The 19,394-nt window shown below is 69.2% G+C and carries 16 protein-coding genes; all 16 read left to right on the top strand.

The genetic code is table 11. The annotated features are described in order from the left end of the window. Positions 1-39 precede the first annotated feature (39 nt). The 16 genes from efp (at position 40) to ACTJKK_RS03730 (ending at position 19,381) form a co-directional block, all read left to right on the top strand. Positions 40-600: an elongation factor P gene (gene efp, locus ACTJKK_RS03805; RefSeq protein ID WP_247622442.1), complete on the top strand. Its 561-nt coding sequence runs from the start codon at positions 40-42 to the stop codon at positions 598-600. 3 nt (positions 601-603) lie between these two features. Further along, on the top strand, positions 604-1,014 hold the full coding sequence (gene nusB / locus ACTJKK_RS03800; protein ID WP_247622443.1) for a transcription antitermination factor NusB: 411 nt from the start codon (positions 604-606) through the stop codon (positions 1,012-1,014). A gap of 53 nt (positions 1,015-1,067) precedes the next feature. Next, a complete protein-coding gene (locus ACTJKK_RS03795) occupies positions 1,068-4,034 on the top strand; it encodes an SNF2-related protein (protein ID WP_440747055.1) in 2,967 nt (988 codons plus the stop codon). Positions 4,035-4,157: 123 nt separating this feature from the next. Continuing rightward, entirely contained in the window at positions 4,158-5,735 is a 1,578-nt protein-coding gene (locus ACTJKK_RS03790) for a Rieske 2Fe-2S domain-containing protein (protein ID WP_440747054.1), read from the top strand. 4 nt (positions 5,736-5,739) lie between these two features. Beyond that, positions 5,740-6,255 (top strand): hypothetical protein, encoded by a 516-nt coding sequence (locus ACTJKK_RS03785; RefSeq protein WP_440747053.1) that lies wholly within the window; start codon positions 5,740-5,742, stop codon positions 6,253-6,255. A gap of 68 nt (positions 6,256-6,323) precedes the next feature. After that, positions 6,324-6,854 (top strand): bifunctional pyr operon transcriptional regulator/uracil phosphoribosyltransferase PyrR, encoded by a 531-nt coding sequence (gene pyrR, locus ACTJKK_RS03780; protein WP_440747052.1) that lies wholly within the window; start codon positions 6,324-6,326, stop codon positions 6,852-6,854. Continuing rightward, the gene (locus tag ACTJKK_RS03775) at positions 6,851-7,816 is read left to right on the top strand and encodes an aspartate carbamoyltransferase catalytic subunit (protein ID WP_247622448.1); all 966 of its coding nucleotides are present in this window, start codon (positions 6,851-6,853) and stop codon (positions 7,814-7,816) included. Before pyrR ends, ACTJKK_RS03775 begins: the two co-directional genes overlap by 4 nt. Then, complete coding sequence (locus ACTJKK_RS03770; RefSeq protein WP_440747051.1) at positions 7,813-9,117, top strand: dihydroorotase; 1,305 nt, start codon at positions 7,813-7,815, stop codon at positions 9,115-9,117. Before ACTJKK_RS03775 ends, ACTJKK_RS03770 begins: the two co-directional genes overlap by 4 nt. Then, a complete protein-coding gene (locus ACTJKK_RS03765; protein WP_400438847.1) occupies positions 9,114-9,626 on the top strand; it encodes a PH-like domain-containing protein in 513 nt (170 codons plus the stop codon). Before ACTJKK_RS03770 ends, ACTJKK_RS03765 begins: the two co-directional genes overlap by 4 nt. Beyond that, on the top strand, positions 9,623-10,768 hold the full coding sequence (gene carA, locus ACTJKK_RS03760; protein WP_336640347.1) for a glutamine-hydrolyzing carbamoyl-phosphate synthase small subunit: 1,146 nt from the start codon (positions 9,623-9,625) through the stop codon (positions 10,766-10,768). Before ACTJKK_RS03765 ends, carA begins: the two co-directional genes overlap by 4 nt. Further along, positions 10,768-14,055 (top strand): carbamoyl-phosphate synthase large subunit, encoded by a 3,288-nt coding sequence (gene carB / locus ACTJKK_RS03755; RefSeq protein WP_404596382.1) that lies wholly within the window; start codon positions 10,768-10,770, stop codon positions 14,053-14,055. The genes carA and carB overlap by 1 nt, the downstream gene beginning before the upstream one ends. Next, positions 14,052-14,897: an orotidine-5'-phosphate decarboxylase gene (gene pyrF / locus ACTJKK_RS03750; RefSeq protein ID WP_247632196.1), complete on the top strand. Its 846-nt coding sequence runs from the start codon at positions 14,052-14,054 to the stop codon at positions 14,895-14,897. Before carB ends, pyrF begins: the two co-directional genes overlap by 4 nt. Then, on the top strand, positions 14,890-15,798 hold the full coding sequence (gmk, locus tag ACTJKK_RS03745; RefSeq protein ID WP_440747050.1) for a guanylate kinase: 909 nt from the start codon (positions 14,890-14,892) through the stop codon (positions 15,796-15,798). The genes pyrF and gmk overlap by 8 nt, the downstream gene beginning before the upstream one ends. Before the next feature lie 65 nt (positions 15,799-15,863). Continuing rightward, the gene (gene rpoZ / locus ACTJKK_RS03740; RefSeq protein WP_247622455.1) at positions 15,864-16,121 is read left to right on the top strand and encodes a DNA-directed RNA polymerase subunit omega; all 258 of its coding nucleotides are present in this window, start codon (positions 15,864-15,866) and stop codon (positions 16,119-16,121) included. A 91-nt stretch (positions 16,122-16,212) separates the two neighbouring features. Continuing rightward, complete coding sequence (metK, locus tag ACTJKK_RS03735; RefSeq protein ID WP_440747049.1) at positions 16,213-17,406, top strand: methionine adenosyltransferase; 1,194 nt, start codon at positions 16,213-16,215, stop codon at positions 17,404-17,406. 16 nt (positions 17,407-17,422) lie between these two features. Next, complete coding sequence (locus ACTJKK_RS03730) at positions 17,423-19,381, top strand: primosomal protein N' (protein ID WP_440747048.1); 1,959 nt, start codon at positions 17,423-17,425, stop codon at positions 19,379-19,381. Positions 19,382-19,394 lie beyond the last annotated feature (13 nt).

Below are 19,394 nucleotides of genomic sequence, written 5' to 3'. Positions count from 1 at the left end.
GCGGCCGCGAAAACCACACAGGAACGGAACTCTCAGCGCATGGCATCTACCGCAGACATCAAGAACGGCGTCGTCCTCAGCATCGACGGGCAGCTCTGGAGCGTCATCGAGTTCCAGCACGTGAAGCCCGGAAAGGGCGGTGCGTTCGTGCGCACCAAGCTCAAGAACGTCGTCTCCGGCAAGGTCGTCGACCGCACGTACAACGCGGGCGCGAAGATCGACATCGAGAACGTCGACCGCCGTGACTTCACCTACCTGTACAACGACGGCGACGGCTTCGTCTTCATGGACGCCACCGACTTCGACCAGCTCACGGTCGGCGCAGCCACGGTCGGCGATGCGAAGAACTTCCTGCTCGAGAACCAGCAGGTCACGATCGCGCTGAACAACGGCAACCCGCTGTACATCGACCTTCCGGCATCGGTCATCCTCGAGGTGACGTACACCGAGCCCGGTCTGCAGGGCGACCGCTCGTCGGCCGGCACCAAGCCCGCCACCCTCGAGACCGGCTACGAGATGCAGGTTCCCCTGTTCCTCGAGACCGGCACCAAGATCAAGGTCGACACCCGCACGGGTGAGTACCTGGGTCGCGAGAAGTAAGGCGTGAGCGCTCGGACGAAGGCGCGCAAGCGCGCACTCGACATCCTCTTCTCCGCCGACGTGCGCGGAGACGACGTCGCCATCGCCCTCGCGGCCGAGGCCAAGCGGGCGGCGAGCGAACCCGCTCGCGAGGCCTCCTGGCTGTACGCCCGCGAGATCGTCGACGGCATCATCGATCACCGCGACGAGATCGACGAGCAGATCACCACGCACAGCCGTGAGTGGAAGATCGAGCGGATGCCGGCGGTCGACCGCGCACTCCTGCGCATCGCCGTCTGGGAGATCCTGCACAACGACGAGGTCCCGACGGCCGTCGCGATCGACGAGGCCGTGGAGCTCGCCAAGGAGTTCTCGACCGATGACTCGGGCGCGTTCGTGCACGGCGTCCTCGGTCGGGTGTCCCGCGCGGCCTGAACGCTCTGATCGCACCTCCGCCGCTGTCGGAGGTGCGGGGGAGGATGAGGTCCATGGCGCTCCCGATCGATCCCGCGCGACGCGAACCGTCGCGTCCGGACGACGGATGGCGCGCGCTGCTCGGTTCGCGCGACGACGCTGACGACGACCTCGCCCCGCTCGCGCTCGGTGTAGAGCTCCGCTACCGCGAGGTCCGCGGGGGCAATCCCTGGGCGGCCCGCCCGCTCCGTGCGGCGACGCCTCGCGACGTCGCACGGCGCACGGGAGAGATCCTCCTCGGCATCCGTCCCCTGGAGCGCAGCGCGGCCAGTGGCGCCTGGGTACAGGGCGGCGCAACGTGGGATGCCGTTCGGCGGTCGTCGGCGCGGTACGGGCGTGAGCGATCACGCTGGTTCGCGGATCTCCTGAGCATCGCGCGCGATTCACTGCTCTCGGGGACCGCGGGTGACTGGTTGCTGGTCGACCACCTCGAATCCCGTCTGCTGTGGTCCCACCTCCGCGCGGGCGCGGCACTCGGCATCCCGCTCGTCCCGACGCAAAAGGATGTCGAGGTCGTGCTGGCCGACCGTGCGGGTGTGCGCGCGGACATCGCCAGGAACGACGACGACGACCTCGAGGTGTCGGCCGTGGTCGAGTTCGACGGCGAGACGATCGGCGACGCAGACATCCGCCCGATCGGACGCAGCGGCGTCTACGCCGTGACCTCTCACGGCCACCGGGTACGGGTGGTCCTGGCCGAGATGCCGCTCAGCGACTCGGTGCACGCGCTGATCACCGCTTCTCGCGCTCTCGTTGTCCCGCGCGCGGACGAAGAGGCGTTCCTGCGCGAGGCGTACCCGCTGCTGGCGCGGCGCATCGAAGTGCGCGGTAGCGCGCGGGTCGATCTTCCGCCGTTGCCCCTGCCGACTCCTGTGCTCCAGCTCACGTTCCGTCGCGGCGACACGATCGCCTTCGCGTTCGAATGGGAGTACCGGGGCTTCGGTCGCGTGCCTCTCGACGAGTCCGCCCATGGCGTGCGAGATCGGGCGGCCGAGATGGCAGTCCTCGAACCGATCGTCACGGTCTGGCAGCGGGCGACGGGGGAGCGCTTCACGTCGACGGGGACGTTCCACGACGTCGAAGCCGCGGAGTTCGTCACGCATCTCGTCCCCCGTCTCGAGGTCGAGGGGGTGCTCGTCGAGGTGTCCGGTCGACGCAAGACCTATCGCGAGCTCACGGGCGAGCCGGAGGTGACGGTGTCGACGGTCGAGTCCGCCGACCCCGACTGGTTCGATCTCGGCGTGCTCGTGCGCATCGACGGCCGACTGATCCCCTTCGAACCGCTCTTCACCGCTCTGACGAAGGGGCGTAGGAAACTCCTGCTCGTCGACGGGAGCTACTTCTCGTTGCAGCATCCTGCGCTGGATCGCTTGCGCGAACTGCTCGAGGAGGCCGCCGACCTCGACGAGTGGGAGACCGGGCCCCGCATCAGCCGTCATCAGACCGACCTCTGGGAGGAGTTCGAGGATCTCGCCGATCAGGCTCTCCCCGCCGTCACCTGGCGGGCCACGGCCGAAGGGCTGCGCGCTGCCACGGGTGTGCCGTCCGCACCGATGCCGCAGGGGATCACCGCCGAGCTGCGTCCGTATCAGAAGGAGGGATTCGACTGGCTCGCCTTCCTCTGGCAGCACCGGTTGGGCGGGATCCTCGCCGACGACATGGGCCTGGGGAAGACACTCCAGATCCTCACTCTGATCGCGCATGCCCGTGAGATGGGGGAGCGCCGGCCGTTCCTCGTGATCGCGCCGACGTCGGTCGCCGGAACGTGGCAGTCCGAGGCGGCCAGGTTCACCCCCGGGCTGACCGTGCAGGCGCGCGGCGCGACGCGATCGTCCGGTCTGGCCGAGCCGTTCGGCGCCGACGTGGTCGTCACCACCTACGCGATCGCCCGTCTCGACGCGGATGCCTTCGCCGCGGTCGAGTGGGCGGGGATCGTGCTCGATGAGGCCCAGTTCGTCAAGAATCCCGCGACCAAACTGCACCGCGCGATCGCGGGCTTCCGCTCGGACGTGAAGATCGCCGTGACCGGAACCCCCCTCGAGAACAGCCTCAGTGAGCTCTGGGCGCTCCTCCAGCTCACCGCCCCCGGTCTCTTCCCCTCCGCCCGAAAGTTCCGTGAGCGCTACATTCAGCCGATCGAGCAGGGCAAGGTCCCCGAGAACGAGGAGGGCGGCCCCTACCGTCAGCGTCGTCTCGCGCAGCTGCGGCGACGGATCCGCCCTCTGGTGCTGCGGCGCACCAAGGAGCACGTGGCCCCCGACCTCCCCTCGAAGCAGGAGCAGATCCTCGAAGTGGAGCTCAGCGCCTCGCATCGCGCGCTGTACGAGGCCGTGCTGCAGCGCGAGCGTCAGAAGGTGCTCGGTCTGCTGCCCGATCTCGATCGCAACCGGTTCATCGTGTTCCGTTCGCTGACGCTGCTGCGGATGCTGAGCCTGTCGCCGGCCCTCATCGATGCGAACGATCGCCGGATCGGGTCGCGCAAGCTCGACGTTCTGCTGGAGAGGGTCGCCGAACTGCAGGAGGAGGGTCACCGCGCCCTCGTCTTCAGCCAGTTCACGTCGTTCCTCGACCTCGCCGCCGAACGGCTCACCGCCGCCGGCATCCCGTATGCGCATCTCGACGGAGCGTCCCTGCGCCGACAGGAGATCGTCGACGGCTTCCGGGACGGCACGCAGCCGGTCTTCCTCATCAGCCTCAAAGCTGGTGGGTTCGGCCTGACGCTCACCGAGGCCGACTACGTCTTCCTGCTGGACCCGTGGTGGAACCCGGCCGCCGAGGCGCAGGCCGTCGACCGCACGCACCGCATCGGACAGCCCTCGCAGGTCTTCGTCTATCGCATGATCTCGGTGGGCACGATCGAGGAGAAGGTGCTCGACCTGCAGCGACGCAAGGCACGGCTCTTCTCGGCCGTGATGGACGACGAGGCCCTCTTCGCCCAGGCGCTCACCGCGGACGACATCCGCGGACTCTTCGACGACTGAGTCTCCGACACCGGGTTATCCACGGCCCGGTCGCCGCGGACGCACAGCGGGGCGCGGGTAGAATCGGTGCCGTCCAGGAGGGCGCTCGAACAGGGGCGTCCGGGATGCACCAGGAGGAGCGCAATGCGGATCACGGGACTCGGCCACGCCGGGATGTTCATCGAGACGGTCGGCGGGAACATCATCTGCGACCCCGTGCTCGGACCGTCCTTCTTCGGCTCCTGGTTCCCCTTCCCCGACAACCGCGCGCTCGACTGGGAGCGCTTCGGGAGGGAAGCGGACTTCCTCTACATCTCGCACCGGCACCGCGACCACTTCGACCCGAAGCTGCTCGAGCGGTACATCCGCAAGGACATCGAGGTGCTGCTGCCCGAGTACCCGATCGATGACCTCGAGCAGGACATCCGCGCCCTCGGCTACACCAACATCACGTACGCGCCCGCGGGCGAGATCATCGAGCGCGGCGACCTCAAGATCATGATCACCCCGCTGCGCGCCCCCAGTGACGGCCCGATCGGCGACTCCTCGCTCAGCGTCGACGACGGCACCGGGTCGGTGCTGAACCAGAACGATTCGCACCCGCTCGACCTCGACAGCCTGCTGCACTTCGGCAAGCCCGACGCGTATTTCACGCAGGTCTCGGGCGCGATCTGGTGGCCGATGGTCTACGACCTCCCGATGGATGCGAAGCAGAACTTCGCCCAGCTCAAGCGTGAGGCGCAGAACAAGCGCGCGATGTACTACATCGAGAAGGTCGATGCGCCGCACGTGTTCCCGATGGCGGGCCCGCCCATGTTCCTGCGCGACGAGCTCTTCGACTTCAACGGCACGGGGCGCAACGGCGAATCGATCTTCACCGACCAGAAGCAGTTCCTCGCGCACATGAAGGAGCTGGCGCCGCAGTACGACGGTCAGCTCTTCATCCCTGGCACGGTCGTCACGGTCGCCTCGGGTGACGTCACGACAGAGCAGACGCTGTACACGGATGCCGAGATCTCGCACATCTTCGACGAGAAGTGGGACTACCTCGAGGAGCAGCGCGCCAGTCGTCAGCAGGAGATCCGCGACGAAGAGGCCTCGCGCGCCGAGGCGCTGCCCGCGGAGGAGATCCTCGCGGCGATCAAGGAGTGGTGGGAGCCGTTGCTGAAGAAGTCGCGCACGATCCGTCTCGGCGTCGGCGGCAACGTGCGGTTCCGGATCGGCGACCTCGACATGGTGGTCGACTTCCCGCGCGCCAAGGTGCGCGAGTACGCGGGGGAGGAGTGCGTCTACTGGTACACGATCCCCGCCGACCTCGTCTCGACGAACATCCGTGATCACGAGATCGACTGGTCGAACTCGATCTTCCTGTCGATGCAGTTCCAGGTCGGGCGCAGCGGCAAGTTCAACGAGTTCCTGACGACGTTCCTCAAGTGCCTGTCGGTCGACCGCATCGAGTACGTCGAGAACTGGTACCAGGAGCAGACCGACCAGACCGAGGACGCCGAGATCGGCGACTGGCTCGTGCAGCGTCGGTGCCCGCACCTGCGCGCCGACCTCACCCGCACCGGAACGGTCGACGGCGACGGCATCCTCACGTGCAGCATGCACGACTGGAAGTGGGACCTGAAGAATGGTCGCTGCCTGTCGACGAGCGGTCACCCGATCCGCTCCTCGAAGCTCGAGGAGCCGGCCGGCGACGTGCTCGCCGAGGCGAGCTGACCGCGTGACGCTCCCGGCCCTCGAGGGCGCGCGGTGGGTGGTGCGTTCGACGACCGATCGACTCCTGCGCATCGCAACGGACTTCTTCGCCGAGCAGGGTTTCGCTGTGCGAGAGTCCGCGTTCGCCGATACCGCGGACGAGGCGGGATGGATCGCGGTCGCCCTCGAAGCGAGCGGACGAGGGGCGGCTGCGCACCGGCGGAGTCGCCTGGCGAGCTTCCTGGCCGGCCGCCGGGAGGAATCGTCTCGGCCCGACACGCCGCAGCTCGTCATCATCGCGACGGCACGGCGCGTGTCGAACGGGATAGCCGAGCTCGTCGTCTATCCGCACGCCGCCCCGGAGAGTGCTCCCGCGATCGTCGAGACGGCGGCGGCTCCTATCGCAGCCGCGCTCGCGGCGATCACCTCTGCGGCCGGTGCCGAGTCGGCGATGCTTTCACACGAGCGCCTCCGCTCCGCACCAGAGGATGAATGCCCCGCTTCGGACGCGAGGGCCCGCGACGTGCTCGGCTGGCGCTGACACCCCGCTAGACTGGTGAGGAAAGCAACCTTTAACACCGTCCTGTGAGGCGGAGAAGGGAGCGGCTGATGAGTGCACGCACCGTCTTGCACGAAGCCGATATCTCGCGGGCTCTGACCCGTATCGCGCACGAGATCCTCGAATCGAATCGAGGGGCCGATGACCTCGTCCTGCTGGGCATTCCGACCCGCGGAGTGACGCTCGCCCATCGCCTCGGCGCTCTGATCAGCGAGATCGCTCAGCGTCCCGTTCCGGTGGGCGCGCTCGACGTCACGCTCTTCCGCGACGATCTGGCGAAGCATCCGACGCGTTCCCCGCGTCCGACCGAGATCCCCTCCGGCGGTATCGAGGGGCGCACGGTCGTGCTCGTCGACGACGTGCTCTTCTCCGGGCGGAGCATCCGTGCCGCGCTCGACGCGATCCAGTCGATCGGCCGGCCGTCCGTCGTGCGACTGGCGATCCTGGTCGACCGCGGCCACCGCGAGCTGCCGATCCGCCCCGATTTCGTCGGCAAGAACATCCCCTCCGCGCGCACCGAGCGCGTCAACGTGCGTCTCGTCGAGAACGACGGGGCCGAGGAGGTGACGATCGGCGAATGAGGCACCTCCTGGATACCCGCACCCTCGATCGCGCCACCGCCCTGCGCATCCTCGACGTCGCCGAGGACATGTCCGATACGCAGTCCCGCGAGGTCAAGAAGCTCCCGACCCTGCGGGGCAAGACCGTCGTGAACCTCTTCTTCGAGGACTCGACGCGGACGCGCATCTCGTTCGAGGCCGCCGCCAAGCGCCTCTCGGCCGATGTCATCAACTTCGCCGCCAAGGGCTCCAGCGTGTCGAAGGGCGAGAGCCTCAAGGACACGGCCCAGACCCTCGAGGCGATCGGCGCCGACGCGGTCGTCATCCGCCACCCCGGCTCCGGCGCCCCGCAGACCCTGGCGACGAGCGGATGGATCTCCGCCGGTGTCGTCAACGCCGGCGATGGAACGCACGAGCACCCCACTCAGGCGCTGCTCGACGCGTTCACGATCCGCAAGCGGCGGTTCGGTGCCGACAGCCGAGGCCGCGACCTCTCCGGCGTGCGTGTGGTGATCGTCGGCGACGTGCTGCACTCCCGGGTCGCGCGCTCGAACGTCTGGCTGCTCACGACCCTCGGCGCCGACGTCACCGTCGTCGCGCCGCCGACGCTCGTGCCGCAGAACGTATCGCTGTGGCCGATCCGCGTGGTCTACGACCTCGACGAGGCGCTGGCCGGCGAACCGGACGCGGTCATGATGCTGCGGATCCAGCTCGAACGGATGAATGCCGCGTATTTCCCCACTGAGCGGGAGTATTCACGGCGCTGGGGACTCGACGCACGGCGTGTGGCCGGTCTTCCGGACGGTAGCATTGTGATGCACCCCGGACCGATGAACCGCGGACTGGAGATCTCCTCCGAAGCGGCCGATTCGCCTCGCTCCACGGTGCTGGAGCAGGTCACCAACGGAGTATCCGTGCGCATGGCGGTGCTGTACCTGCTGCTGGCAGGGGAACGAGACGACGAACGAGGGGGAGACCTGTGAGCGAGACCCTCGTCATCACCGGTGCGAAGCTGCTCGGCACGGACAGTGCCGACATCATCATCGAGGACGGCCTGATCGCCGAGATCGGCAGCGGTCTCAGCCGCGCCGGCGCTCGAGTCATCGACGCCGACGGCCTGGTCGCACTGCCGGGCCTGGTCGACCTCCACACCCACCTGCGGGAGCCCGGCTACGAGGCATCCGAGACCATCCTCACCGGCACGCGGGCCGCGGCATCCGGCGGGTTCACGGCCGTCTTCGCGATGCCGAACACCTCGCCGGTCGCCGACACCGCCGGCGTCGTCGAGCAGGAACTCGCCCTGGGCGAGGCCGCAGGCTACGCCACCGTGCAGCCGATCGGCGCGGTCACCGTCGGGCAGAAGGGCGAGCGGCTGGCCGAGCTCGGCGCCATGGCCTCCTCGCGCGCCCGGGTACGCGTCTTCAGCGACGACGGCTTCTGCGTCTTCGATCCGCTCATCATGCGGCGCGCGCTCGAGTACGTGAAGTCCTTCGACGGCGTGATCGCCCAGCACGCACAGGATCCGCGCCTCACCGAGGGCGCCCAGATGAACGAGGGCACCGTCTCGGCGGAGCTCGGGCTCACGGGCTGGCCCGCGGTCGCTGAGGAGTCGATCATCGCGCGCGACGTGCTGCTCGCAGAGCACGTCGGGTCGCGCCTGCACGTCTGCCATCTGTCGACGGCGGGGTCGGTGGACATCATCCGCTGGGCCAAGAAGCGCGGGATCGCGGTGACCGCCGAGGTCACCCCGCACCACCTGCTCCTCACTGACGAGCTCGTGCGAGGATACGACGCCCGCTACAAGGTCAACCCGCCGCTGCGCCGCGAGGAGGACGTGCTCGCCGTGCGCGAGGGCCTCGCGGACGGCACGATCGACATCGTGGCCACCGATCACGCGCCGCACCCGAGCGAGGCGAAGGCGTGCGAGTGGCAGGCCGCCGCGAACGGCATGGTGGGGCTCGAGAGCGCCCTGCGCGTCGTGCACCAGTCGATGGTGCAGACCGGACTGCTCGGCTGGGAGGACGTCGCTCGGGTGATGAGCGCGACCCCGGCCAGGATCGGTCGTCTCACCGGTCACGGCACACCGCTCCTCGCCGGACAGCCCGCGCAGCTCGCGCTCTACGACGCCTCGGTCGAGGGCGTCTTCAGCGAGGGGGACCTGCACGGGCGCAGCACCAACTCTCCCTACCTCGGTCGGGCCCTGCCCGGTCGGGTGGAGTACACGGTGCACGGCGGACGGCTGACGGTCGACGCCGGCTCGCTGGTCGAGGACCTGAACGCATGAGCGCACGGGACATCGCGATCGCGATCACCATCGCCGTCGCCCTCCTCATCCTGCTGACGATGCTGCTCTCGTGGCGACGACGGCAGCGACGCGATTCGGCGATCGTCGCTCCGCTGGGAGTGCCCGAGCACGCCGAGGTCGCGTCGCGTCATGAAGTGCTCTACGTCTCGACGACCAAGCACGACCAGCCCCTCGAGCGCCTCGCGATCTCGCCGCTGGCCTACCGCGCACGCGGTGAGCTCGCGATCACGGACCGCGGCGTGGCGCTCTGCCTCGACGGAGCACCGACCGTGTTCCTCGCCTCCTCCCGCCTGGTCGACATCGGCCGCGCGACCGTCACCATCGACCGCGTGGTCGAGCCGGGCGGACTCGTGCGGATCGACTGGCGGGCCGACGACCACACCGTCGTCGATTCCTACCTGCGACTCGCCACCGGCGATCCCCAGAACCTCATCTCCGACCTGCGACGGCTCATCCCCGCCGCTCACGACACAGGAGCCACAGAATGACCGCTCTTCCCGAATCCGCCGTGCTCGTCCTCGAGGACGGCACCCGTTACACCGGCCGCGCCTACGGCGCGCGCGGCACCACCCTCGGCGAGGTCGTCTTCTCGACCGGAATGTCCGGATACCAGGAGACGATCACCGACCCGTCGTACGCCGGCCAGATCGTGCTGCAGACCGCACCCCACATCGGCAACACGGGGATGAACGACGAGGACCCCGAGTCCCGCCGCATCTGGGTCGCCGGCTACATCGTGCGCGACCCCTCGCGCGTCGTCTCGAACTGGCGCGCGAACGCTTCGCTCGACGACGTCCTCGTGCAGGACGGGATCGTGGGCATCAGCGGTATCGACACCCGCGCCATCACGCGCCACATCCGTTCCGCCGGCTCCATGCGCGGCGGCATCTTCTCGGGAGCGGATGCCGCGCTCGACGCCGAGGAGCAGGTGCGCATCGTGCGCGAAGCGCCGCAGATGGCGGGTCAGAACCTGTCGGCCGAGGTCTCGGTCGACGCCGTCACGATCACGACGGCGCTGGGGGAGCGGGTCGGCAACCTCGCCGTCCTCGACCTCGGGGTCAAGCAGGCCACGATCGACAACCTCGCCTCCCGCGGTTTCGAGGTGCACGTGATGCCGCAGACATCGACCATCGACGACATCCGCGCGATCGACCCCGTCGCCGTCTTCTACTCGAACGGCCCGGGTGACCCCGCGGCATCCGGCGACCACGTCGAGCTCCTGCGCGCCGTGCTCGACGACGGCCTGCCGTTCTTCGGCATCTGCTTCGGCAACCAGCTGCTGGGGCGCGCGCTCGGCCTCGGCACCTACAAGCTGCCGTTCGGACACCGCGGCATCAACCAGCCCGTGCTCGACAAGTCCACCGGGCGCGTCGAGATCACCGCGCACAACCACGGGTTCGCGGTCGACGCTCCGCTCGACGGCGCGTTCGACAGCCCGAACGGCTACGGCAAGGTCGAGGTCAGCCACGTCGGCCTCAACGACAACGTGGTCGAGGGCCTCCGCGCTCTCGACATCCCCGCCTTCTCGGTGCAGTACCACCCGGAGGCCGCGGCAGGACCGCACGACGCCAACTACCTCTTCGACCGGTTCCGCGACCTGGTCATCGCCAGCCAGAAGGACGCCAAGTAATGCCCAAGCGCGACGACATCAACTCCGTCCTCGTCATCGGCTCCGGCCCGATCGTCATCGGCCAGGCCTGCGAGTTCGACTACTCCGGCACCCAGGCGTGCCGCGTGCTCCGCGAGGAGGGCGTGCGCGTCATCCTCGTCAACTCGAACCCCGCGACGATCATGACCGACCCGGACTTCGCCGACGCCACGTACGTCGAGCCGATCACCTGGGAGGTCATCGAGACCATCATCGCGAAGGAGCGCCCCGACGCGATCCTTCCGACCCTCGGCGGCCAGACCGCGCTCAACGCGGCGATCCAGCTCCACAACCACGGCATCCTCGAGAAGTACGACGTCGAGCTGATCGGCGCGAACTTCGAGGCGATCAACAAGGGCGAGGACCGCCAGATCTTCAAGCAGCTCGTGCTCGACGCCGGCGCCGACGTGGCCGACTCGCGCATCGCGCACACCATGGACGAGGTGCTGGCGGCCGCCGACGAGCTCGGGTACCCGCTTGTGGTGCGCCCGAGCTTCACCATGGGCGGCCTCGGCTCCGGATTCGCCTACGACGAGGAGGACCTGCGGCGCATCGCCGGCGCGGGTCTGCACGACTCGCCCACCAACGAGGTGCTCCTCGAGGAGTCGATCCTCGGCTGGAAGGAGTACGAGCTCGAGCTCATGCGCGACACGTCCGACAACACGGTCGTCGTCTGCTCGATCGAGAACGTCGACCCGGTCGGCGTGCACACCGGCGACTCGATCACCGTCGCTCCGGCGCTCACGCTCACCGACCGCGAGTACCAGAAGCTGCGCGACATCGGCATCGACATCATCCGCGCCGTCGGCGTCGACACCGGTGGCTGCAACATCCAGTTCGCGGTGAACCCCGAGAACGGGCGCATCATCGTGATCGAGATGAACCCCCGCGTCTCGCGTTCGAGCGCGCTGGCCTCGAAGGCGACCGGATTCCCGATCGCGAAGCTCGCGGCGAAGCTCGCCCTCGGCTACCGCCTCGACGAGATCCCGAACGACATCACCGGCGTGACGCCGGCGAGCTTCGAGCCCACGCTCGATTACGTCGTGGTGAAGGTGCCCCGCTTCGCGTTCGAGAAGTTCCCGGCCGCCGACGTCACCCTCACGACCACCATGAAGTCGGTCGGCGAGGCGATGGCCATCGGTCGCAACTACGCCACGGCCCTGCAGAAGGCGCTGCGTTCCCTCGAGAAGCGCGGCTCGAGCTTCCACTGGGGTCCGGAGGAGCGCTCCGTCGAAGAGCTCCTCGAGATCTCGAAGACGCCGACGGACGGTCGCATCGTGGTGCTGCAGCAGGCGCTGCGCAAGGGCGCGACGATCGAGCAGGCCTTCGACGCGACCGCGATCGACCCCTGGTTCCTCGACCAGATCGTCCTCATCAACGAGGTCGCCGAGATCGTGCGCACCGCTCCCGAGCTCGACGCCGCCACCCTGCGCTACGCGAAGGAGCACGGCTTCTCCGACGCGCAGCTGGCCGAGATCCGCGGCGAGAGCGAGGACGAGATCCGCGGCGTGCGCCGCGGCCTCGGCATCCGCCCGGTCTACAAGACCGTCGACACCTGCGCCGGCGAGTTCCCCGCCCTCACGCCGTACCACTACTCGAGCTACGACTTCGAGACCGAGGTCGAGCCCTCCGAACGCACCAAGGTCGTCATCATCGGCTCGGGACCGAACCGCATCGGACAGGGAGTCGAGTTCGACTACTCGTGCGTGCACGCGTCGTTCGCGCTGTCGGATGCCGGGTACGAGACCGTCATGGTCAACTGCAACCCGGAGACCGTGTCGACCGACTACGACACCTCGGACCGTCTGTACTTCGAGCCCCTGACGCTCGAAGACGTCCTCGAGGTCCTCGACGCCGAGGCCGCCAGCGGCACCATCCTGGGTGTCGTCTGCCAGCTCGGCGGCCAGACCCCGCTGGGGCTCGCGAAGGGCATCGAGGCGGCGGGGTACACGATCCTCGGCACGAGTCCTGCCGCGATCGACCTCGCGGAGGAGCGGGCGCTGTTCAGCGGCATCCTCGACGCCGCCGGGCTCGTGGCCCCGCGCCACGGTACCGCGATCGACGTCGACGGTGCCGTGGCGGTCGCCGAGGACATCGGCTACCCGGTTCTCGTGCGCCCGAGCTTCGTGCTCGGTGGTCGCGGCATGGAGATCGTCTACGACACCGAGAGCCTGCGCGACTACTTCGTGCGCACCGCCGGCGAGGTCGTCATCGAGGAGGGCAAGCCCCTTCTCGTCGACCGCTTCCTCGACGACGCGATCGAGATCGACGTCGACGCGCTGTTCGACGGCACCGAGCTCTACATCGGCGGCGTGATGGAGCACCTCGAGGAGGCCGGCATCCACTCCGGTGACTCGAGCTGCACCCTTCCGCCCATCTCGCTCGGACGCAGCGACATCGATCGAGTGCGCACCGCGACGCTCGCGATCGCTCAGGGCGTCGGAGTCCGCGGCCTGCTGAACGTGCAGTTCGCGATCAGCGCCGGCGTGCTCTACGTGATCGAGGCCAACCCGCGCGCCAGCCGCACGGTCCCGTTCGTCTCGAAGGCGCTGGGGATCCCGCTCGCGAAGGCGGCCAGCCGCGTCATGGCCGGCTCCACGATCGCCGAGCTGAAGTCCGAGGGCATGCTGCCCGAGAACGACGGTTCGCGGGTGCCGCTCGGCTCCCCCGTCGCGGTGAAGGAAGCCGTGCTCCCGTTCAAGCGCTTCCGCACCAAGGACGGCAAGATCGTCGACTCCGTGCTCGGACCGGAGATGCGCTCGACCGGTGAGGTCATGGGCATCGACAAGGACTTCCCGACGGCCTTCGCCAAGAGCCAGGCGGCGGCATACGGGGGCATGCCCACCTCGGGCACCGTGTTCATCTCGGTCGCCGACTCCGACAAGCGGGCGGTCATCCTGCCCGCGCACCGGCTGCAGCAGCTCGGTTTCACGATCGTCGCGACCGAGGGTACGGCGGAGATCCTCTCCCGCAACGGCATCGCGGTGCAGGTCGTGGAGAAGTTCAGCGAGACCCAGGAGTCGGGCGCGCAGAACATCGTCGACCTGATCAACGACGGAGCGATCGACATCGTCGTGAACACCCCCTCGGGTGGCACGGCGCGTGCCGACGGCTACGAGATCCGCGCGGCGGCCGTCGCCGCTGACAAGGCGCTGTTCACGACCATGGCCGTGCTCGGCGCTGCCGTGAGCGGTATGGACGCGGCCGACGAGGGCTTCCAGGTGAAGAGCCTGCAGGAGTATGCGCTCGACCGTCAGGCCACGGTGTGAGTGCAGGTTTCGGTGAGCGGGCGCGCGCGGGGATCCTCGCGCGCGGCCCGCTCTGCGTCGGCATCGATCCGCACGCGGCGCTGCTGGCGTCGTGGGGTCTGGCCGACGACGCCCGAGGCGTGCGGGAGTTCGGTCTTCGCACGGTGGACGCCGTCGCCGAGCGCGTCGCCTTCGTGAAGCCGCAGGTCTCGTTCTTCGAGCGTTTCGGTTCGGCGGGCTTCGCGGCCCTCGAGGACGTGCTGGCCGCTGCACGGCGAGCGGGCCTGCTGGTGATCGCCGATGCGAAGCGCGGCGACATCGGCAGCACCATGGATGCGTACGCGGCCGCCTGGCTGACCCCGGGCTCGCCGCTCGAAGCCGACGCGCTGACGGTGAACCCGTATCTCGGTGTGGGGGCGCTCGACGGCGCTCTCGCTCTGGCGCACACGCACGGGAAGGGGCTGTTCGTCCTGGCGGCGACCAGCAACCCGGAGGCGCGGTCGCTGCAGGCGTCCACGGGTTCTGGCGGCTCGACCGTTTCCGCGCAGGTGATCGACGAGGTGTCCACGCGCAACGCCTCCGCCGTCTCCGACGGCGAGTGGGGGAGCGCGGGCTTCGTGATCGGTGCGACCGTGGACTGGACGGATGCCGCGATCGCGGCGTTCGCCCCACCCGCGCCCATCCTCGCCCCGGGGTTCGGAGCGCAGGGCGCGACCCCGCAGGATCTGCGCCCGCGTTTCGGCACCATGGCGCCCTGCGTGATCGCGAGTGAGAGCCGGAGCGTTCTCGCCGCCGGGCCGAACGGATTGGCCGATGCCGTGACCGCGCGCGTCGCAGAGTACGAGGAGTCCCTGAATGTCTGATGTCCGGGTGGTTCCCGAGGTCGACCGCGCCGCGGCGGCGCGCAAGGCGGTCGAACGCCGGCGTGCACGCGCATCGCTCAAGCGCGATCTGACCACGCGCGTGGTGACGCCGCAGACGGTGCTGCGACGCGCGACGGAGGATGCCGACTCGGTCGAGGGTTCGTTGCGGATCACCGACTTCCTGCTGGCGCTCCCGGCGATCGGGGCGGGCAAGCGCGATCGCGTCCTCGACGAGTTGCGGATCTCCCCGGTGAAGCGCCTCGGCGGACTGGGCGTGCGTCAGCGCGCCGCGCTCTCGGAGTGGCTCGACGGCCGCTTCCCGGTTCCGGAGCCGCGCGGGGCACGCAGCCGACTGCTCGTCCTCGCGGGCCCGACGGCTGTCGGCAAGGGCACCGTGGCGGCGCACATCCGCGAGAACCACCCCGAGATCCACCTCTCGGTCTCGGCCACGACGAGGGCTCCGCGACCGGGCGAGGTCGACGGGGTGCACTACTACTTCGTCGACGACGCCGAGTTCGATCGGCTCATCGCCGAGGGTGAGCTCCTGGAGTACGCCGTCGTGCACAACCGTTCCCGCTACGGCACGCCGCGGGCGCCGATCGACGCCGCACTGGCCGAGGGCAGGACGGTGCTGCTCGAGATCGATCTGCAGGGCGCGCGCCAGGTGCGGGCCGCCGAACCGTCGGCCACGCTCATCTTCCTGCTGCCGCCGAGCTGGGACGAACTGGTGCAGCGGCTGGTCGGACGAGGCACCGAGGGCCCCGAGGAACGGGCGCGCCGACTGCGCACCGCGAAGGTCGAACTGGCCGCGCAGAACGAGTTCGACCACCTCATCGTGAACGAGACGGTCGCCGCTGCGGCCGACGAGGTCGTAGAATTGTCTTCAAGCTCTGCGCGCTGAGTGCTCTCGCGCGCCCATCGCACCGTCTTCGCGACGATCCCGTCGCCTGATCAGGAGGTCTCATCATGGCCGGACACCACACCAAGGGCATCATCGATCCCCCCATCGACAACCTGCTCGACCGCGTCGACTCGAAGTACGAGCTCGTGATCTACGCGTCGAAGCGCGCACGTCAGATCAACGACTACTACTCCGATCTGCACGAGGGCAACCTCTTCGACAACGTCGGCCCGCTCGTCGACTCCTCGGTCGAGGACAAGCCGCTCACGATCGCGCTGCACGAGATCAACGAGGACAAGCTCCGCCTGCGTCACGCAGAGTGATATTCGCGGCCCGCGCACCCGCTCTGTCGGTGGCGCGGGCCAGAATGGGTTCATCAGCCCTTCCCCTTCCGATCCCGTTCTGGAGTCCCCGATGAGCGCCCTGCGTCTGTTCACGTCCGAGTCCGTCACCGAAGGGCACCCGGACAAGATCTGCGACCAGATCTCGGACAGCATCCTCGACGGTCTGCTCTCGAAGGACCAGGACTCCCGCGTCGCAGTCGAGACCCTCGTCACCACCGGCCTCGTGCACGTGGCCGGCGAGATCCGTACCGAGGCGTACGTCGACATCCCGACGATCGTCCGCCAGGTGGTCAACGGCATCGGCTACACCTCCAGCGAGACCGGCTTCGACGGCGACTCCTGCGGCGTGAGCGTCTCCGTGGGCGAGCAGTCCACCGACATCGCGCACGGCGTCGACAACGCGCAGGAGCACCGCGACGGTTCCTCCGTCGACCCGCTCGACGGCCTCGGAGCCGGCGATCAGGGCATCATGTTCGGGTTCGCGACGAACGAGACGCCGCAGCTCATGCCCATGGCGGCGTGGACGGCGCATCGCATCGCCGAACGCCTCACCGAGGTCCGCCGCAGCGGCGAGCTCCCCTTCCTCCGCCCCGACGGCAAGACGCAGGTCACGCTCGGCTACGACGGCTTCACCCCGAAGACCGTCGACGCGGTCGTCGTGTCGACCCAGCACCACCCCGACATCTCTCAGGACGAGCTCAAGTCCCTCGTGCGCGAGCGCGTGATCGCGCCGGTGCTCGAGACCACGGGCCTCGACCTCGATGACGTCACGTATTACATCAACCCTGCGGGCCCGTTCGTCACGGGTGGCCCCAAGGGCGACGCCGGCCTGACCGGACGCAAGATCATCATCGACACCTACGGCGGGGCTGCGCGCCACGGCGGGGGAGCGTTCAGCGGCAAGGACCCGTCCAAGGTCGATCGCTCGGGCGCGTACGCGACCCGCTGGGTCGCGAAGAACGCGATCGCGGCCGGACTGGCGGACCGGCTCGAGGTGCAGGTCGCCTACGCGATCGGCGTCGCGCGCCCTGTGGGCCTCTACGTCGAGACCTTCGGCACCGGCAAGGTCTCCGACGAGATCATCACCCGGGCCATCAACGAGGTCTTCGATCTGCGACCGCAGGCGATCATCGAACAGCTCGACCTGCTGCGCCCGATCTACGCGCAGACCGCTGCCTACGGTCACTTCGGCCGAGAGCTGCCCGACTTCACGTGGGAGCGCACGGATCGGGTCGACGAGCTGCGCCGCGCCGCCGGCCTGTGACGGAACGCCACCTCCCATGAGCGCCGAGAGCCGGCGCATCGCGCGCGTGCTGCTCGACTCGCCGCTGCCGCAGCTCGACCGTCTCTTCGACTACGCGGTTCCCGCCGAGCTCGGCGACGTCGCGCCCGGTGTGCGCGTGAAAGTGCCGCTGCGCACGGCGGGGCGGGTGATCGACGGCTACGTCGTCGAGGTCGGCACCGAGGACGACGCCGACCGGCCGCTGTCCGAGGTCGACACCGTCGTCTCTCCGGTCCAGGTGCTGCCGGAGCGATTGCACCGGCTCGCCCGAGCGGTCGCCGATCGCGCCGCGGGTTCGGCATCCGACATCCTCCGCCTCGTCATCCCGAAGCGGCAGGTGCGCGTCGAGAAGGCCTGGACCGCCGACTCCTCGCCGTTCGAGCCGTCCGCCGAGGTCGTCGCCGCAGCGGAGGCCGTCGTCTCCCTGTACGACGGACTGGGGGAGACCCTGAGCGACGGAGGACGTGCGGCGGTCGAGGCCATTCCGGGTCTCGACGACGGCCGACCGGCATGGGCCGTGCTTCTCGCCGGCGCCGCCGTGCGCACTCTCGCCGCCGGGAGATCATCGATCCTGGTCGTTCCCGATCACCGTGATCTCGATCGGGTGCTCGCCGCCCTCGCCGACCTCGTCCCGGCGGAGCAGGTGGTGCGCTACGACTCGCGCCAGACGAACCCGGATCGTTACCGCGCATTCCTCCGCTCGCTCGAGGACGCGCCCTGCATCGTCGTCGGCAACCGCTCCGCCGTCTATGCGCCCGTGCGGGCGGGACTCGTCGTGATCTGGGACGACGGCGACCCGCTGCTCGGCGAGCCGCTGGCCCCGTACGTCAACGCGCGCGACGCGGCCCTCCTCCGCCAGGGCGAAGAGGGGTCCGCTCTCCTCCTCGCCGGGCACACCCGCACGACCGACGTCGAACGTCTCGTCGCCCTCGGGTGGCTCCGCGACATCCGAGCGACACGCCGCGTCCTTCCCCGCGTCATCCTGAGCACGCCGCAGGAGATGGAGCAGCCCACCGCGCAGCGCATGCCCTCGTCGGCCTTCCTCGCCGCCCGTGAGGCGACGGCGGAGGGACCGGTGCTCGTCCAGGTGTCGCGCCCCGGATTCGCTCCTTCCCTGGTGTGCGCCGAGTGCCGGGCGCCCGCGCGCTGTGCGCACTGCGGCGGTCCCCTCGGCGCACGCCATCGGGGCGCGGTGCCGGTGTGCGGCTGGTGCGGTCGGAGCGCACGCGCCTGGACCTGCCCGACGTGCTCGTCGACGAAGCTGCGCCTCGCGTCCTCGGGCAGTGAACGCACGGCCGATGAACTCGGTCGCGCATTCCCGGGAGTCCGAGTGATCGTGGCGGACGGTGCGCACCCCGTCGAGCGGGTCGATGCCAAGCCCGCGCTGGTCGTGGCGACGCGCGGTGCCGAACCCGCAGCCGACGGCGGGTATCGAGCGGTCGTCCTGCTCGACGGCCCGCGGATGCTGCAATCGCCGGACCTTCGTATCGGCGAGTCGTGTCTGCGCTGGTGGTCGAATGCTGCGGCTCTCGCGGCTCACGGCGCACCCATCCACCTCGTCGGCGTGAACGGCCAGGCCGCGCGCGCGCTGGCGACCTGGAACCAGAGCGGTTACGCCCGCTCCGAGCTCGAGAGCCGCGCACCCCTGCACATGCCGCCCACGACGCGGGTCGCTCTCGTCGAGGGGTCGGCGGCCGCCGTCTCGCGCGCGCTCATCGCGCTCGGAGAGCTCGCGCTGCCCTCGGATGCCGTGCTGGGACCCGTGCCCGTCGAGTCCGACGACATCCCTGCCCGCGTGCGCGCGCTCGTACGGTTCGAGTACGGCGCCGGAACACGGGTGGTAACCGCGCTGCGCGCCGCCGTCGTCGCCGAAGCGGTCGCCAGCCGCCGCGGTCGCGGGAAGAATCCGCGGAGCAGCCTCACCGTCCGCCTCGATATCCTCGATCCTGAACTCTGATCCCTCCGGAGAA

It is taken from the genome of Microbacterium sp. 22179 (assembly GCF_052045715.1).
Classification (GTDB): Bacteria; Actinomycetota; Actinomycetes; order Actinomycetales; family Microbacteriaceae; genus Microbacterium; species Microbacterium galbinum.
Note: the sequence above shows the minus strand (reverse complement) of the source record. Positions and strands in the feature narration are given on the sequence as shown.

What these genes read in the sequence shown, in the direction of transcription:
- efp (WP_247622442.1), top strand. Translation starts at nt 40, where the DNA reads ATGGCATCTACCGCAGACATCAAGAACGGCGTCGTCCTCAGCATCGAC.
- ACTJKK_RS03795 (WP_440747055.1), top strand. Translation starts at nt 1,068, where the DNA reads ATGGCGCTCCCGATCGATCCCGCGCGACGCGAACCGTCGCGTCCGGAC.
- ACTJKK_RS03790 (WP_440747054.1), top strand. Translation starts at nt 4,158, where the DNA reads ATGCGGATCACGGGACTCGGCCACGCCGGGATGTTCATCGAGACGGTC.
- pyrR (WP_440747052.1), top strand. Translation starts at nt 6,324, where the DNA reads ATGAGTGCACGCACCGTCTTGCACGAAGCCGATATCTCGCGGGCTCTG.
- ACTJKK_RS03775 (WP_247622448.1), top strand. Translation starts at nt 6,851, where the DNA reads ATGAGGCACCTCCTGGATACCCGCACCCTCGATCGCGCCACCGCCCTG.
- ACTJKK_RS03765 (WP_400438847.1), top strand. Translation starts at nt 9,114, where the DNA reads ATGAGCGCACGGGACATCGCGATCGCGATCACCATCGCCGTCGCCCTC.
- carA (WP_336640347.1), top strand. Translation starts at nt 9,623, where the DNA reads ATGACCGCTCTTCCCGAATCCGCCGTGCTCGTCCTCGAGGACGGCACC.
- carB (WP_404596382.1), top strand. Translation starts at nt 10,768, where the DNA reads ATGCCCAAGCGCGACGACATCAACTCCGTCCTCGTCATCGGCTCCGGC.
- gmk (WP_440747050.1), top strand. Translation starts at nt 14,890, where the DNA reads ATGTCTGATGTCCGGGTGGTTCCCGAGGTCGACCGCGCCGCGGCGGCG.
- rpoZ (WP_247622455.1), top strand. Translation starts at nt 15,864, where the DNA reads ATGGCCGGACACCACACCAAGGGCATCATCGATCCCCCCATCGACAAC.
- metK (WP_440747049.1), top strand. Translation starts at nt 16,213, where the DNA reads ATGAGCGCCCTGCGTCTGTTCACGTCCGAGTCCGTCACCGAAGGGCAC.
- ACTJKK_RS03730 (WP_440747048.1), top strand. Translation starts at nt 17,423, where the DNA reads ATGAGCGCCGAGAGCCGGCGCATCGCGCGCGTGCTGCTCGACTCGCCG.